General features: G+C 39.4%; 13 protein-coding genes and 2 tRNA genes. 9 read left to right on the forward strand and 6 right to left on the reverse strand.

Features of this window, described 5'->3' with window-relative positions:
• Positions 1 to 19 precede the first annotated feature (19 nt).
• On the reverse strand, positions 20 to 328 hold the full coding sequence (gene clpS / locus AAEY57_RS11805; RefSeq protein ID WP_008110102.1) for an ATP-dependent Clp protease adapter ClpS: 309 nt from the start codon (positions 326 to 328) through the stop codon (positions 20 to 22).
• Positions 329 to 537: 209 nt separating this feature from the next.
• Here clpS and cspD point away from each other — a divergent pair, with 209 nt between their 5' ends.
• Positions 538 to 756: a cold shock domain-containing protein CspD gene (gene cspD, locus AAEY57_RS11810; protein WP_013464751.1), complete on the forward strand. Its 219-nt coding sequence runs from the start codon at positions 538 to 540 to the stop codon at positions 754 to 756.
• Positions 757 to 1,209: 453 nt separating this feature from the next.
• Positions 1,210 to 3,432 (forward strand): NADP-dependent isocitrate dehydrogenase, encoded by a 2,223-nt coding sequence (locus AAEY57_RS11815; RefSeq protein WP_350607932.1) that lies wholly within the window; start codon positions 1,210 to 1,212, stop codon positions 3,430 to 3,432.
• A gap of 156 nt (positions 3,433 to 3,588) precedes the next feature.
• Here the strand turns inward: AAEY57_RS11815 and AAEY57_RS11820 are convergent, their stop codons facing one another.
• The 3 genes from AAEY57_RS11820 to AAEY57_RS11830 form a co-directional block, all read right to left on the reverse strand.
• A complete protein-coding gene (locus AAEY57_RS11820; protein ID WP_008465156.1) occupies positions 3,589 to 4,830 on the reverse strand; it encodes an amidohydrolase family protein in 1,242 nt (413 codons plus the stop codon).
• A gap of 12 nt (positions 4,831 to 4,842) precedes the next feature.
• The gene (locus tag AAEY57_RS11825) at positions 4,843 to 6,225 is read right to left on the reverse strand and encodes an amidohydrolase (RefSeq protein WP_016899875.1); all 1,383 of its coding nucleotides are present in this window, start codon (positions 6,223 to 6,225) and stop codon (positions 4,843 to 4,845) included.
• A 100-nt stretch (positions 6,226 to 6,325) separates the two neighbouring features.
• The gene (locus AAEY57_RS11830; RefSeq protein WP_350607933.1) at positions 6,326 to 7,111 is read right to left on the reverse strand and encodes a hypothetical protein; all 786 of its coding nucleotides are present in this window, start codon (positions 7,109 to 7,111) and stop codon (positions 6,326 to 6,328) included.
• Between the two features lie 443 nt (positions 7,112 to 7,554).
• Here AAEY57_RS11830 and AAEY57_RS11835 point away from each other — a divergent pair, with 443 nt between their 5' ends.
• On the forward strand, positions 7,555 to 7,917 hold the full coding sequence (locus tag AAEY57_RS11835; protein WP_350607934.1) for a DUF3718 domain-containing protein: 363 nt from the start codon (positions 7,555 to 7,557) through the stop codon (positions 7,915 to 7,917).
• Positions 7,918 to 8,014: 97 nt separating this feature from the next.
• Here the strand turns inward: AAEY57_RS11835 and AAEY57_RS11840 are convergent, their stop codons facing one another.
• Positions 8,015 to 8,707: a DUF445 domain-containing protein gene (locus tag AAEY57_RS11840; RefSeq protein WP_350607935.1), complete on the reverse strand. Its 693-nt coding sequence runs from the start codon at positions 8,705 to 8,707 to the stop codon at positions 8,015 to 8,017.
• Between the two features lie 122 nt (positions 8,708 to 8,829).
• On the opposite strand from AAEY57_RS11840, the gene AAEY57_RS11845 reads away from it, so the two are divergent.
• Positions 8,830 to 9,699, forward strand: coding sequence for a fructosamine kinase family protein (locus AAEY57_RS11845; protein WP_013464743.1), 870 nt, complete (start codon positions 8,830 to 8,832; stop codon positions 9,697 to 9,699).
• Positions 9,700 to 9,912: 213 nt separating this feature from the next.
• Positions 9,913 to 10,116: a CPXCG motif-containing cysteine-rich protein gene (locus AAEY57_RS11850; protein WP_008464077.1), complete on the forward strand. Its 204-nt coding sequence runs from the start codon at positions 9,913 to 9,915 to the stop codon at positions 10,114 to 10,116.
• On the opposite strand, the gene AAEY57_RS11855 is transcribed toward AAEY57_RS11850, so the two are convergent.
• Positions 10,113 to 10,739: a riboflavin synthase gene (locus AAEY57_RS11855; RefSeq protein ID WP_016899871.1), complete on the reverse strand. Its 627-nt coding sequence runs from the start codon at positions 10,737 to 10,739 to the stop codon at positions 10,113 to 10,115. The two genes, AAEY57_RS11850 and AAEY57_RS11855, sit on opposite strands and share 4 nt — an antisense overlap.
• A gap of 192 nt (positions 10,740 to 10,931) precedes the next feature.
• Between AAEY57_RS11855 and AAEY57_RS11860 the strand changes: the two genes are divergently transcribed.
• The 4 genes from AAEY57_RS11860 to AAEY57_RS11875 all read left to right on the forward strand — a co-directional run bounded on the left by AAEY57_RS11860 (position 10,932) and on the right by AAEY57_RS11875 (position 13,944).
• Positions 10,932 to 12,287 carry an MATE family efflux transporter gene (locus AAEY57_RS11860; RefSeq protein WP_033102521.1) on the forward strand — a complete coding sequence of 452 codons (1,356 nt, stop codon included), beginning with the start codon at positions 10,932 to 10,934 and terminating at the stop codon, positions 12,285 to 12,287.
• Complete coding sequence (locus tag AAEY57_RS11865; protein ID WP_350607936.1) at positions 12,265 to 13,314, forward strand: DUF3080 family protein; 1,050 nt, start codon at positions 12,265 to 12,267, stop codon at positions 13,312 to 13,314. The genes AAEY57_RS11860 and AAEY57_RS11865 overlap by 23 nt, the downstream gene beginning before the upstream one ends.
• Positions 13,315 to 13,545: 231 nt before the next feature.
• Positions 13,546 to 13,622, forward strand: a tRNA-Val gene (locus tag AAEY57_RS11870).
• Positions 13,623 to 13,870: 248 nt separating this feature from the next.
• A tRNA-Val gene (locus tag AAEY57_RS11875) sits at positions 13,871 to 13,944 on the forward strand.
• Position 13,945: the final 1 nt, after the last annotated feature.

The raw sequence follows: 13,945 nt of genomic DNA on the forward strand, positions 1-13,945 counted from the left end.
AAGTTCACCTTTGTGGTATTTATTCCTGCTCACAACTACATAGCAGTGGATGCTCGTTATCCCTTGAGTAGCGGTTAACTTGCTCAGCCTTGGTATGTGCTACATCGGCGCTGTAAACACCACAAATGCCCTTACCTTGCTGATGTATTTGCAGCATCACATCAGTTGCTCTATCGCTATCCATATTAAAAAACGTCATCAAGATCTCAATTACAAAATCCATCGGCGTGTAATCATCGTTGTTTAACACAACTTTATATTTTCGCGGTGGCTGCAACTTTTGCTTTTCACTATCGCGAACGGTGTCGATAACACCAGAATCTTTCATACCACTCATAATTAAATATAGTCTTGTCTTTGTAACTCAAGCAAACTTGAATAAAAAAATAAATAAAATGTTAAAAAATAACCCAAAACACTTGACTGGTTGCTTAAATAAACTACAGTCAAATGGTGATTGATTAAACCTTAGTCAGTCTAGCAAACAATACAGTTTAGGATAACTAAATTAGTCAACTTATAGAAGGATGTAGAAGTATGGCTTGTGGTAAAGTCAAATGGTTCAACAACGCCAAAGGTTTTGGTTTCATCGTAGAAGACGGTTGCGAGAACGACATTTTTGCTCATTACTCCACTATTGTAATGGACGGATACAAGACACTTAAAGCTGGTCAAGATGTTACCTTCGAATTACAACAAGGCCCTAAAGGTCTACACGCTACTAATATAGCCCCTAACGGCGATATTTTAGAGTGATTGTAAATATGAGACTAAAGCGAGCGACCTATTTAGATCCTCGCTTAATTCCCTAACCCCCCTAACCACTTCCATATTAATTGCTTCATTGTTCGTTAATTCAACCCCACTCCTTGATTTTATTTTATCTACCCCAATAATTTCACTATTAGATGTTTAACTGCTGGCGTTTAGCGCGTAATCCTAGCCCTTTTTAGCCAAGCTTGTTACACTCTTTATCCTGTAAAACGTAATTACTTTAGCCTAATGGCTAGTTTAGATTTACATAAATTTTAGTTATAAAAGACACTAGTCCGTCAGGTGTGATTATTCTTACCTTGTTTAGGTTATACGAGTACCAACACCTAACAGACTACTCATTGCATACATTAATACTTTATTTATAAGGTATTAGGCGATGATTTCTTTGCATTGTTGAATTTGGCCAATGCGGCCTACTATCTAGGAATGATGATGACATCAAAAATTATCTATACAAAAACGGACGAAGCTCCGGCATTAGCAACGTATTCGTTGTTACCTATTATCCAAGCGTACACAAATGCGGCAGGTGTTGAAGTTGAAACACGCGACATCTCACTCGCTGGTCGTGTTATTGCGAGCTTCCCGGATTACCTAACAGAAGAACAACGCATTGGTGATGCACTTGCAGAACTTGGCGAAATGGCGAAAACACCAGAAGCTAATATCATTAAATTACCGAACATCAGTGCCTCAGTTCCACAACTTCGCGCTGTAATTAAAGAGCTTCAAGAAAAAGGTTATGCACTTCCAGAATACCCTGTAGAACCTAAAAACGATGAAGAAAAAGCGATTCAAGCCGCCTATGACAAAATTAAAGGCAGTGCAGTAAACCCTGTACTTCGTGAAGGTAACTCTGATCGTCGCGCACCAAGTTCAGTAAAAGAATATGCACGTAATAACCCACATTCTATGGGTGCATGGAGCAAAGATTCACAGTCTTATGTTGCAAGCATGGAAGAAGGTGACTTCTTTGGTTCAGAGCAGTCACTAACTGTTGATGAAGCAACGGATGTTCGTATTGAACACGTAGCGGCTAATGGCGATATCACTGTACTTAAGCAAAGCACACCGCTACTTGCTGGTGAAGTAATTGATGCATCACGTATTAGTGCTGCAAAATTACAAGCATTCCTTGAAGCTGAAATTAATGCAGCTAAAGAAAAAGGCGTGTTATTTTCGCTTCACATGAAAGCAACCATGATGAAAGTATCTGATCCAATCATCTTTGGTCACGCTGTAAAAGTATTTTACAAAGACGTTTTTGCAAAACACGGTGCACTTTTTGAAGAGCTAGGTGTTGATGTAAACAACGGTTTAGGCGATGTTTACTCTAAAATTCAAACTTTAGATGACGCTAAGCGCGAAGAAATTGAAGCTGACATTCAAGCTGTTTATGCTAACCGCCCTGCTATCGCAATGGTTGATTCTCATCGTGGCATTACAAACTTACACGTACCAAGTGATGTGATCATCGATGCCTCTATGCCTGCTGCAATTCGTTCAAGCGGTCAAATGTGGAATAAAGACGATAAATTACAAGACACAAGCTTTGTAATTCCAGATCGTTGTTACTCTGGCGTTTACCAAGCAACGATTGATTTTTGTAAAGAGCACGGTGCATTTGATCCTACGACTATGGGTAGCGTACCAAACGTTGGCCTTATGGCTCAAAAAGCAGAAGAGTACGGCTCACACGATAAAACATTTGAAGCAAAAGCTGACGGTACTATCCGTGTTGTAGACACAAACGGTAATACATTACTTGAGCACAGTGTTGAGAAAGGCGATATCTGGCGCATGTGTCAGGTTAAAGATGCACCTATTCAAGATTGGGTTAAACTTGCAGTAAACCGCGCTCGCGCAACAGGTAATCCGGCTATTTTCTGGTTAGATGCAGAACGTGCACACGATGCTGAGCTAATCAAAAAAGTAAATAAATACCTGCCAGATCACGACACTGCTGGCCTAGATATTCAAATTTTATCGCCAATGGATGCAACCTTATTCTCACTAGCACGCATCAAAGAAGGTAAAGATACGATTTCTGTAACAGGTAACGTATTACGTGATTACCTAACAGATTTATTCCCAATTTTAGAATTGGGTACCAGTGCTAAAATGCTTTCAATTGTGCCACTAATGAATGGCGGTGGTCTATTTGAAACAGGTGCGGGTGGTTCTGCTCCTAAGCACGTTCAACAATTCGAAAAAGAAAACCACTTACGTTGGGATTCTTTAGGTGAATTCTTAGCACTTGCTGCGTCACTTGAGCACCTAAGCACAACAACAGGTAACAAAAAAGCACAAGTACTTGCAGATACGCTTGATAAAGCTACCGGCACATTCTTAGCTGAAAACAAGTCGCCTTCACGTAAAGTAAAAGAGATTGATAACCGTGGCTCTCATTTCTTCTTATCTTTATTCTGGGCACAAGAACTTGCTAAGCAAAATGATGACAGCGAGCTTAAAGCGCAGTTTACGCAAATTGCTAGCGACCTTGAAACTAACAAAGAGCAAATTGTTAGCGAGCTAAACGATGCACAGGGCCCAGCAATGGACATTGGCGGATACTTCCAGCCAAATGACGATGCAGCTTTTAAAGCAATGCGCCCAAGCACAACATTTAACGAGATTTTATCTAAACTGGTATAAATCCATTAAATGAATGAAAAGGCGCTCCAAAGAGCGCCTTTTTTTGTGCCTAATACCAATTCGCTTATTTAAGTGGTTTACTTTGCGGATTGGTATAAGTAAAAGCTGTTCATAAAAAAGGCCGCTAATGCGGCCTTTAAATTCAACTAAACAAGTTTATTTAGTGTATGCACGTGGCATGTTTGATTCTGTTGTATAACGCTCACGCAGTTTATCTTGGCGAGATTCAGTACTTACCTCAACCCCATTAATAAACATTTTATTTACGTGGCTGCTCAGCTCAAACGGGTCATTACTCCACATTACAACATCAGCGGCTTTACCCACTTCTAAGCTACCAGCATTAATACCAAATACATCAGCCACATTTGAAGTCATCGCTTTTAATGCGCCTTGCTGGCTCATACCATAAGACACTGCATTACCGGCATCATAGCGAAGCTGGTAAACATTATGACTGGCATCGCCACCCACAGTTAAAAGTACTTTAACACCTGCTTTTTCTAGTATGCCGGCATTATTTAGGCTTGCATGTAATGAATCAAAACTGCCTGGTAAGTTATCCATTGCACTGATGATCACAGGAATACCCGCTTTTGCGATTCGATCTTTAACTACAACGGCATCTTGCGCACCATTAAGAACAATATTTACCCCAAACTGCTGTTTCACTTTTATAAGTTCAACAATATCCGATGCACGCGACACACTAATTAGTAATGGCATATCGCTTTTTAGTACTTTAGCCATTATTTTATCTTCAGCACTTGGCTTAGCATCGTCTTTCTTAGCTTCTTTGCTTGCTTTGGTTTGGTGCTCATCTAACTTATTGATCAGTGTTTGCAATGTAAATGCACGAGAGCCTTTGCTTCGCTCACCCAAATGAACCACTAATGCCGCTTGTTTTTTAAGTACGCTTTCAAAGCTGCCACTTAAATCCACCACACTGGCAAGGCCTGCAAATATGCTGTCACCACCGTATGGAGTGATTAAGTCACGAGTAACACCGCCTTTACGTGCATAAGGGATTAGGCTTGAACGAGGGTTAAATGCCAAGCTTGCATCAAAATCAATACCTGCTTTTTCTTCTCCCGCATCGCGAGAGCCCGCAACCGCACCTACTTCAACTAAACCAAGTTGATTTACAGTGGCAATAAAACCAGGGGTCACGATTTGACCTTTGGCATCAATAATTTTATCTGCTTTAACATCGCTAGGATTAATTGCAGTAATTTTGCCATCATTCATTACGATGCTGGCAGACTCTAATACGCCTTGATCTGAGGATGTATGCAGTGTTGCGTTAATTATAGCAAGAGATTGAGCGCTCACCGCACCCGATGCTAGTAACCCTGCAGCAACCAGAGAAAGCGAAAACGAACGTGATAATTTTTTCATTCTGGGTGCTCCTTATTGTTGACCTAACATAAAATCACTTTGTGCTTGGAATGCGCTATCGTTTCTATCGTAAACTTTAGCGCCATCAACAAACACTTGCTCTGCTTTTGCGTAAACGCTAAATGGGCTTTGATTCCAAATAACCACATCAGCTTGTTTACCTGCTTCAAGTGAGCCTGTTTTATCTTCAATGCCGAGTGATTTAGCGGCATTAGCCGTGATCCACTTAATTGCATGCTGCTCAGAAATATCAAAACCATTTTGGTTTGCACTGTACATTACTTTTGCGGCTTCTTGATTTAAGCGCTGAATCGTCGTGTCTGAGTCTGAATGCACAACGGCACATGAGTTTTTAACTGCATCAACAATCGCTACGTTCTCTTGTACCATATCGTAGGCTTCCATTTTAAAGCCCCACCAGTCTGGCCAAAGTGCTGCACACGAGCCATTTTCAGCCAGTAAATCTGCGATTTTATAAGCTTCAATACCGTGATGGAATGTACCCGCATGGTAATTAAACTCTTTAGAAAGGTCGATCATCATCGCCATTTCTTCAGCTTTATAACAGTGATTGTGAATACGAACCTCACCCTCTAAAACACCGCGAAGGGTATCGTATTTAATATCGCGGTGTGGAGCTTCTGGGTTTTTACCCGCAGCGTAATCAGCATCGTATTTATCCCAAGCACGCTTGTACTCTTGCGCACCAATCCAAGCTGTGCGATAGCCTGCCATATTACCCATACGTGTCATCGGTAATTCACCTTTACGGCCATAAACGCGTTTAGGGTTTTCACCACACGCCATTTTTAAACCGTATGGTGCATCAGGAAACTTCATCCCTTGCATGGTGTGAGCCGGTACATTTTTAAGGGTAACGCCACGTCCACCAAATAAATTAGCTGAACCTGGTAAAATTTGTAACGAGGTAATACCGCCTTCACGTGCGCGATTAAAGCCTGGATCTTGTGGCCAAATTGAATGCTCAACCCATACTTCTGCTGTATTTGGGCTGGTCATTTCGTTGCCATCTTGGTGAGACTCAACCGACGGATTTGGATAAGCACCTAAATGAGAGTGAACATCAATAATACCTGGTGTTACCCATTTGCCTTGCGCATCGATAGTGGTGTCTGCGTTAGCGGTTAAATCTTTACCAACTTGCTGTACTTTACCATCAACAAGTAATACATCGGCTTCATCTAAACGCTCACCCGTGCCTGTTAATACCGTTGCATTAGTGATCAAGGTGCTTGATGTAGCAACGGGTTGATAAGTACTTGGGTATGGGTTTTTATTAATGGTTACTTTTGCATCTTGCGGGCCGCTTTCTTGGCAACCAACAAGAGCCGCTGCTAAACCAACAGCTAACAATGAGGGAGCAAATTTTTGCATGTTTTTAGGTTCTCCTGTTTTTTTACTACTTTAGCGAAAGCAAACGCATAAAGCTAAAAAAACAGGTGAAAAGGCGGTTATTTAAGGTGAGTTTCTGTAATTATTTTTTTATATAATTGTTATAAAGCTTATCCAGTGCCCCTTCAGTGGTGAGCGATGGATCTTTACTAATAAAGTGTTTAACCGTTCGGGTTACAAAATCTGAATTTTGCTTATGTAATTTTGAAAAATCTTTAATTAATGTATTACCATCTTTTGCGGCGGTGACTTTATCATGACGATGCCTGTATTGGCTCAATGCCTTATTAAAATCGCCTTGATAATCCTCGACTAAAATTTTATAAAAATCACTTTTTTGTACTTTTAATACAGTAATGCAATAGTTAAGCGCTTCTTTAAAATCGGTAAATACGGTGCCTTCTACATCAAACTCTTTGGTTTTTTCGCGCACCGTAACGCGCGCTTCTTCAGTGGCATAACTAAACCCTGTAAAGGCAAGTCGCTCAGCCGCTTCTTTACCGAGTTTCATGCCCGCTTGAATGCTGTGCGCAAATTCATCGCTCATGTCGCCAAGCTCGTTTTCTTCCCACATGTTGTACACACGTAAGGGCTTGGCGTATTTATTTGATAGTTTCTTTTTAAGCTTACTAAAACGCTCATCAATGGTCATTAGGCGTTCATTGTGAAGTAATGCATGGCATTCATAACAAGCCGCAATAGCAACAAAATCAGCCTCTTCCCCTAAATCAATAATACTTTGTAGCATGTGTAATGGCGGGCAATGATCGCGCTCTGTTGCTTCACAGCCGCAATAAAAACATTGGTTAAAATGCTGTTGCTCACACGCATAAGCTTGCTGGTAGTAACTGGCTAACGTTTTATTCACAATTGCGCTCCAAAAATATAAAATGCCACAAATTTAGGGCGCGATAATAACAGTCTGAAAAAATATTTCAGCAGTAAAATACCAAAGTGTGTCAAAAATAAATTACTTAACCTGAACTTTGGTTAAGAGATTTACTAACATATTGAATTATATTAATAATTTAGTTCGTTTTCTCCAGCTAGAAATTTACAGTGAAAACAAGGCGAATTTTCGCGTCAATAGCGGGCCTATTGCAAGTAAATTCAACGCAGTTAGCGCTGAAAATAGCTGCTTGAGATAGATTTATTATCCATAGTTCAGGTTACTTATGAACAACTTTTCATACACCTACAAAATTGCATAATTTATATACACATCTTCTTACAGCTTGCCCCATTCAGTTAACAACATTCTGGCTACATTAAACAATACTTAAGTTGCACATAAACAAAGAGGAAAATACTATGATTTCTTTCAAAGCAACTCTATATTCAACTATATTATTGGGCGCAGCAACATTAACAGCACCTGTAATGGCAACCACTTTTGTTGCCGCTGATTCATCACCCGGTACACAAGTTTGCATGGCCGTTGCTTCTAACAAACGACTGACACTGCACAGAACGATTAAAGAGCTCCATACCAACAAGCATGTAATTAGCAAAAAATTACGCTGCAATGATTTATCAATGAATGATTTTGTAGCGCATTATGATTTAGACAAATCTGCACGCTTTTTCAATATTGAGGCTACCACCAGCACATCAATAAGGGATTTGGCAAAGGTAAATAAACTGATGGTGGTTATTATGGCGGGATCTAAATAACCTAAATTATGACTAGGAAATCGGTTTTAATACGTTCAATTTACGCGAATCAAACACGTTAAGCAGAGCTTAGTACCTGCTTAACGTGTATTTATTATTAAATAAGCGCTGCCAACAAACCAAACAAGCCACCAAATACCCCACCCCATACAACGAGCCAGCCTAAGTGTTCGCGGATCATAGTTTGAATTATTTCTTTTACCATTTTAGGGGTGAGTTCATCTAGGCGTTCATCCACTAATTTGAGTACTGTATTATGTAAACTTTCCGCGTTATTGCCTTGAGTAAGCATATCGCTTAGTAGCATTTTAAAATCGTCGGTGCCGCTTATTTGCACCAGTGATAATTGCATTTTTTCGATAAATTTTTCTCGCATTGGCTCTACCGCCTCTGTACCGCCAAACATTGCCAGCATGCTGCCAAATTGTGATTGCTCTATCACCACTAACAAATTATCGAATGCAGGGTTTAAATCTACTTTATAAATTACCGATTCAAAATCAATCGTTGGCTGCGCCTTGCTTAGAAGCTTGTCTATTTTATGCTCAGAAAAGAACTCCGTAAGTATTAAATTTCTTATAGCTACTTTAAAGCTTTCAAACTTGAGCGCAATCACTCCCGATCCATATAAAAACGGGACTTTTTCAAATAGCATATGAATAGCGAGTAAGTTTGTAACCGCACCAGAGAGTGCAAATAAACCCACTGAAAGTACAATGGTTTGATCAAATACAAAACCAATAACAACACAACACGCTGCCAATAAGTTAGTGATAAAACTTTTATTCATTTTTATTCCATTTCAGTGATTTGTATCAGAAATTGATAGTCTTAATTTTACACCGATTAATTTGTTTATTTAATCCCTTTTTGCCATAGTTTATTTATAGGTTTAAAAGGTGAGCAATTGTTATGTGGAAAACAATCAATCAACAGATCAGCCAAGCTATCCATTACGATTTTAAACACACCCATAAACGTCAGTTGCAAAACACATCAACCGATAAGCTTTTCCATATAAGTGATGGCAAGCACAATTATTTAGTTAAAATTGCGCAAAAGAATGAGCTCGATCGCTTTGAAGCACAAGCACAGGGCTTAAAACAACTCACTCAAAACAGTATATTTATGGTGCCCGACTGTATTACAACTGGCGCCAATATAGAATATGCGTTTATTGTATTAGAGTGGCTTACACTTGATGACCTTCCCCACACGCATTGGTCAACGATGGGTGAACACCTTGCCATGTTACATCAAAAACACGAGCAAGCGATGTTTGGTTTTGATACAGACAATTATTTAAGCTCTACGCCTCAACCAAATCAATGGCATAAAAAATGGGATGTATTTTTTGCAGAAGAACGTATTGGTTGGCAATTACAGCTATTAGCTGAAAAAGACATTGTGCTGGCAGACCCCGAACAACTGATAAATTTAGTAAAAGAGCAACTGCATAATCATCATGTTTTGCCCTCATTATTACATGGCGACTTTTGGCGCGGAAACATGGGATTTGTAAATAATATTCCGACCCTATTTGACCCTGCCTGCTATTACGGTGATCGAGAGGTCGATATTGCTATGAGTGAATTTTTTGCTCCATTACCCGATGAATTTTATAGCGCCTATGATCATCATTATCCACTCTCTCAGAACTACCAACATCGTAAGCTTATTTATCAGCTTTACCCTATTTTGAACCATGCCAATATTTATGCAGGCCATTACCTAAATCAGGCAAAAGAACACGTTGAAAAACTACTAAACTTAAATAAATGAGTAAACAAAATATAAGCACTATACTTATACTTGAACTCTACAAAATAAATCTATTCAAGCGTTATTTTTAGGGCTAATTGCATTGAATTTATTTGTAATAAATCACTGTTGATAGCTCAATATGAGTAAATCATTTAGTCAGAGTTCAAGCTACTTAGTATTAAGCCGTTATGTGCTATCTAGGTAAAATAACTTAATTTTTAAGGGGGTGTTATGAAAGACTTTTTATCACAACGTATCGCCTGCCCACATTGTGGACACCATATTCATTTAGACCTTGATGCCAGTATGGGCGACCAAGACTACTATGAAGAATGCAGTGCTTGCTGTAATCTAATTCACTTAAATATGCATATAGACTATGCACGTAATAAGTTAGAGTTACACGTGGACAGCGATGACGAACAAATATTTTAGCTATGTTGGCGCATGTAGTTTTCGACGGTGTTTATAATAGTGTATGTTTGCTGATCAACTTCTATATTAAATTCATCACCTACAACAGCTGCACCTAAATTAGTAATATCGAGTGTTTCTGGTATTAAGTGTAACCAAAAGCCATGCTCATCAATATTGCCAACCGTTAAACTGGCGCCATTAATAGATACAAACCCTTTGTATAACACATATCTTTGCCATTTTTTTGGAAGGCTAAGCTGTATTTTGTAGTTATTTTCTAGTTTAACTATTTGCACTATTTTGGCAGTACAATGAATATGACCAGAGACTATGTGCCCACCCAGCTCAGTACCAAACGACACCGAACGCTCGTAATTGACTAAACTACCCAATTCCAGTTGTCCAAGGTTAGTAAGCTGCAAAGTTTCGTCAATAACATCAAAATGCACTTGAGCCACCACATCTTGATTACTAAGCTCTACTTTAACTACCGTTAAGCAGCAACCATTTATAGCGATGCTAGCACCTAAGTCTAAATGCTTTACGTATTGCTCATTAACAGAAACGACTAAACGTAATACACCCTGCGTATGGGTTCTAGAGACTACTGTTGCTTGAGTTTGAATAATACCGGTAAACATAAAAATCGCTTCTCTTTCTAACAAAGTGCTAGTTTAACGTATCAATCGCTAAAATAATTCACTTAATAGCACTTTTATTCGCAACAAAAGTAAGCTTATGCAGCAATTTAATAGATTCGCTGATTGTCTACATAGATAGAGCAATCACAATAGATTACAATGCGCCCATGTTTTTCTGAATAGCTGTTTTTTATGACTTTTTGTAGTTGGGAAGCTAAACGTTTACTTTCCCTCGCCTTTCCCGTTTTTTTAGCACAAGTGACCTTAGTATTAATGTCAGTGGTTGATACCATTATGGCCGGACAAGTGAGTCCAACCGATCTCGCTGCCCTCTCAATTGCTACAGGAATATGGAACCCAATTTTATTAGCAATACAAGGTATTCTATTAGCCCTAACGGGAGTCATTGCTCAATTTGCGGGTGCTAAAGATCGCAACGGCATTAGCCATTATTTTCAGCAAGCGCTTTATTTAACGCTCCTTTTGAGTATTGCAGGTTTTTGTGCTGCCCAGCTTGCCAATACCGTTATTTTACAGCTTGATACTAGCCCGGCGATTGCGGGACTTGCTTTTGATTACATTCATTTTGTTAAATGGGGTGTATTTGGTTTTTTAATTTTTACCGTGTATAGAAATATGACCGAAGGCATGGGGATGACCAAGCCTGCGTTTTATATCAGCCTACTCGGACTTGCGGTAAATATCCCACTCAATTATATTTTTATTAAGGGCTTATTTGGTCTACCCGCATTTGGGGGCGCTGGCTGTGGTATTGCCACCGCACTGGTATTTACTGTAATGGCTATTGCGCAAGTTACTTATTGCCAGCTGAGTAAAAAAATAGATGCCAAAGGCTTATTGACAGGCTTTGAAAAACCCAATTTTAAAACCATTGGTATTATTACCAAACTCGGTATCCCTATTTCACTCGCTACTTTTTTTGAAGTGACCTTGTTTGCCTGTATTCCTCTGTTTATTGCGCATTTGGGTGCGGTGGCTGTGTCTGGCCATCAAATTGCAGCCAGTGTGACTGCACTGTTATTTATGATGCCTCTGAGCCTCTCAATTGCCATTAGCATACGAATTGGTAATTTATTTGGGCAAAATCATTTAGATCAATTAAAAGTAGCGGTATCGACAAGTTATATTATGGCGGCTATGGTTGCGTTGTTTATCGCTTTTATTACATTTATAGGGCGTGATGTGATTAGCCAATTATATAGCGATAGCCCTGCGGTACTTGCGCTTGCTTCATCAATTATGATTTTAGCCTGTATTTACCAACTTCCTGATGCATTACAAGTAGCTGCAAATGGTATATTGAGAGGCTTAAAGCACACCGCGCCTATTTCTTATATCACTTTTATCTCTTATTGGTTAATCGGCTTTAGTTTAGGCTACGTATTAGCAAGAACAGACATAATAGTGCCAGCAATGGGCCCGCATGGTTTTTGGATAGGCATTATCGTTGGCTTATCAGTTGCAGCTATACTACTGATGCTGACCGTTCATAGGCGATTTAAACGTGAACCATTTATTCTCTCTTAAACAACCAATCTACACCAAACTGCCGCTTAATTGGTTATTGGCAGCATGTTGTATGGTGCTTTTGGGCTGCTCTGAGCAGCCCAGTGAGGCAAATAAAACCTATTTGTCTCGCTTAAGTAATACCTTACAAACGCCTGAGCCACACACAAAGCCACTGCAACAATTAGCTTTAGTAGAGCCAGTTGAAGCGTTGCAACCTGCGATTAAAATTGGCATAACTGAACTAGCTGGTATTAGCCAATGTAAACTTAACGTTTTAATAAGCGAGCATAATAATCAATTAGGCAAAACAGCCACCGCTGCTAGCCAATTGAAGTACCAAATAGATTTTATTAAAAGCGCGCAAAACTGTTTAAACACCTTAGATAAACAAAGCAACGTTCACAGTAAAATTGCAGCGGCAAAAACCCAAAAACAAACTCAACTCGCTCATTATTTTAATAATGTTTTATATAGTGAACCTGAACTGAGCAGCACTTGGCAGCTAACTGGCCAAGAACTCAGCACCCAACCGGCTGGGTTTAGTGACACGGTTGAGGCGCTTAAAAAGCTAACGACCATTAAACACCAAATAGAAACGAAAAAGAGTATGGCAATAAACAGCGATGATATTTTGTCAGCGCTTGAACCGCTCAACAGATACAAATTTGACCAACAGCTTATTCAAGCTGCGCGAGAACAAATTAGCTTAAATCATACAGCAACCCAGTTTGTAAATTCATTAGTAGTAGAAGATATTTGCCCTAAAGGGAAAAACAAGCAGCAGGCTAAAATTGTCAGTAATATATTTAATAAATATTATTTAAAACAAATACAGCCTTATCAAGCACAGCTGAGCGGGTATTTAGAAACATTGCAGCCGCTTTATATGCAGCTATGGTTTAATCAAGCAGTGAGTAGTGAAGCGGTAAACGCCCTACTTGACCCAAATTCTAACAACTTACTCTCTCAGCTAAAAGCGTCAGCAAAAGAGCATGTTATCTGGTGGCAAAAATTTTATAAAACGTGCGAAATCAGTCCAATATGAATAAAAAAACGGCAAATAAACTTAAAAACCATAAACATGCTTGATTCACCACTCATCACGCTATATATTAGCGACCGTTGTTAAGCAATTAACAATTCTTAAATACATGCAGTACGACTGTAGCTCAGTTGGGCGAGATTGAAGCGAAGCTTCGCAGCCGAACGAGTTGGAGGCAGGACGCCGACAGGATGAAGCTTCATGGACGAATTAAGTAGTATGTAGACTTATAGTACGACTGTAGCTCAGTTGGTTAGAGCACTACCTTGACATGGTAGGGGTCGGTGGTTCGAATCCACTCAGTCGTACCAAATTTTTAAAGATTTAATTAAAGTACGTTGAAAGAAAAAGCACTACCTACTCTTGAGCACCCGGTCCAGAAGTCGGTGGTTCGAATTCACTCAGTCGTACCAAATTTTTAAAGATTTAATTAAAGTACGTTGAAAGAAAAAGCACTACCTACTCTTGATCACCCGGTCCAGCAGTCTGTGGTTCGAATCCACTCAGTCGTACCAAAATGAGTAAATGCTGTATTTAAAGTTTAAGAATTTCATATTGTACGACTGTAGCTCAGTTGGTTAGAGCACTACCTTGACATGGTAGGGGTCGGTGGTTCGAATCCACTCAGTCGTAC

Origin of the sequence: Pseudoalteromonas sp. MER144-MNA-CIBAN-0113, assembly GCF_040308965.1 — a bacterium.
GTDB lineage: Bacteria > Pseudomonadota > Gammaproteobacteria > Enterobacterales > Alteromonadaceae > Pseudoalteromonas > Pseudoalteromonas tetraodonis.

Excerpts from the sequence above, each read along its gene's own strand:
- clpS (WP_008110102.1), bottom strand. The coding sequence starts at position 328 with ATGAAAGATTCTGGTGTTATCGACACCGTTCGCGATAGTGAAAAGCAA.
- cspD (WP_013464751.1), top strand. The coding sequence starts at position 538 with ATGGCTTGTGGTAAAGTCAAATGGTTCAACAACGCCAAAGGTTTTGGT.
- AAEY57_RS11815 (WP_350607932.1), top strand. The coding sequence starts at position 1,210 with ATGACATCAAAAATTATCTATACAAAAACGGACGAAGCTCCGGCATTA.
- AAEY57_RS11820 (WP_008465156.1), bottom strand. The coding sequence starts at position 4,830 with ATGAAAAAATTATCACGTTCGTTTTCGCTTTCTCTGGTTGCTGCAGGG.
- AAEY57_RS11825 (WP_016899875.1), bottom strand. The coding sequence starts at position 6,225 with ATGCAAAAATTTGCTCCCTCATTGTTAGCTGTTGGTTTAGCAGCGGCT.
- AAEY57_RS11835 (WP_350607934.1), top strand. The coding sequence starts at position 7,555 with ATGATTTCTTTCAAAGCAACTCTATATTCAACTATATTATTGGGCGCA.
- AAEY57_RS11840 (WP_350607935.1), bottom strand. The coding sequence starts at position 8,707 with ATGAATAAAAGTTTTATCACTAACTTATTGGCAGCGTGTTGTGTTGTT.
- AAEY57_RS11845 (WP_013464743.1), top strand. The coding sequence starts at position 8,830 with ATGTGGAAAACAATCAATCAACAGATCAGCCAAGCTATCCATTACGAT.
- AAEY57_RS11850 (WP_008464077.1), top strand. The coding sequence starts at position 9,913 with ATGAAAGACTTTTTATCACAACGTATCGCCTGCCCACATTGTGGACAC.
- AAEY57_RS11855 (WP_016899871.1), bottom strand. The coding sequence starts at position 10,739 with ATGTTTACCGGTATTATTCAAACTCAAGCAACAGTAGTCTCTAGAACC.
- AAEY57_RS11860 (WP_033102521.1), top strand. The coding sequence starts at position 10,932 with ATGACTTTTTGTAGTTGGGAAGCTAAACGTTTACTTTCCCTCGCCTTT.